Source organism: Salipiger marinus (assembly GCF_035481585.1).
Classification (GTDB): domain Bacteria; phylum Pseudomonadota; class Alphaproteobacteria; order Rhodobacterales; family Rhodobacteraceae; genus Salipiger; species Salipiger marinus.
The window spans coordinates 1-827 of the sequence record NZ_JAYKSL010000092.1; the positions used below are offsets into that span (position 1 = coordinate 1).

Consider the following 827-nt stretch of genomic DNA (forward strand, 5'->3'; position numbering starts at 1 on the left):
CCGGCTGGAAAAGGGCGAGATGACCGCGATCGAGGCGATCGACGCTTTGCTGGCAGAGGAACTGACCCTGCGCGAAGGGCGCCGCGTCGGGGTCGGTCTGCGCACGGCCCGGCTCACTCCGATCAAGACGCTCGAAAGCTTCGACTTCTCGTTCCAGCCCTCGCTGGACCGGCACCGCATCATGGCTCTCGCCCAGCTGGAGTTTATCAACCGGGCCGAGGTGCTGCACTTTCTCGGCCCGCCGGGCACGGGCAAGAGCCACCTGGCAACAGCCTTGGGCGTCGCTGCGGTAAAGGCGGGCCGTAGCGTCTACCGCTGCACCCTGGCCGAACTCATCGACGCCTTGGCGCAGGCTGAACGCGAGGGGCGCCTGCCTGAAAAAATCCGTTTCTACGCCCGGTCCTCGCTGCTGATCGTGGACGAGATCGGCTATCTCCCCATCACCAGCGGCGGGGCCAACCTGTTCTTCCAGCTCGTCAATGCGCGGTATGAGAAAGGGGCAATGATCCTTACCTCGAACCGCGGCTTCGCCGAATGGGGCGAGGTCTTCGGCGATCCCGTTGTCGCCACCGCACTGCTGGACCGGCTGCTCCACCACGCGGTCGTCGTGCAAATCGAAGGCGCCAGCTACCGCCTGCGCGGCCACGCCGACCTGATGCCGGAACACACCAGGTCGCACGCCACCATCACCCCGCCTCCGCCCCAGAAGAGGCGCGGACGGCCACCCAAAAGCGGAGGTGCCAATCACCTGCACGGCTGATCCCCGAACCCGTTAGGTGGGGAATTTTGCGCCAGCACTTCTGGGGAATTTTGATCCAGCATTTACA

General features: G+C 64.9%; 1 protein-coding gene. It reads left to right on the forward strand.

The genetic code is table 11. From position 1 onward, the window contains the following. Positions 1-760: IS21-like element helper ATPase IstB (gene istB, locus VK682_RS27275; protein WP_324783001.1), on the forward strand; the 760-nt coding region annotated here is incomplete at its 5' end. Between the last annotated feature and the right edge of the window lie 67 nt (positions 761-827).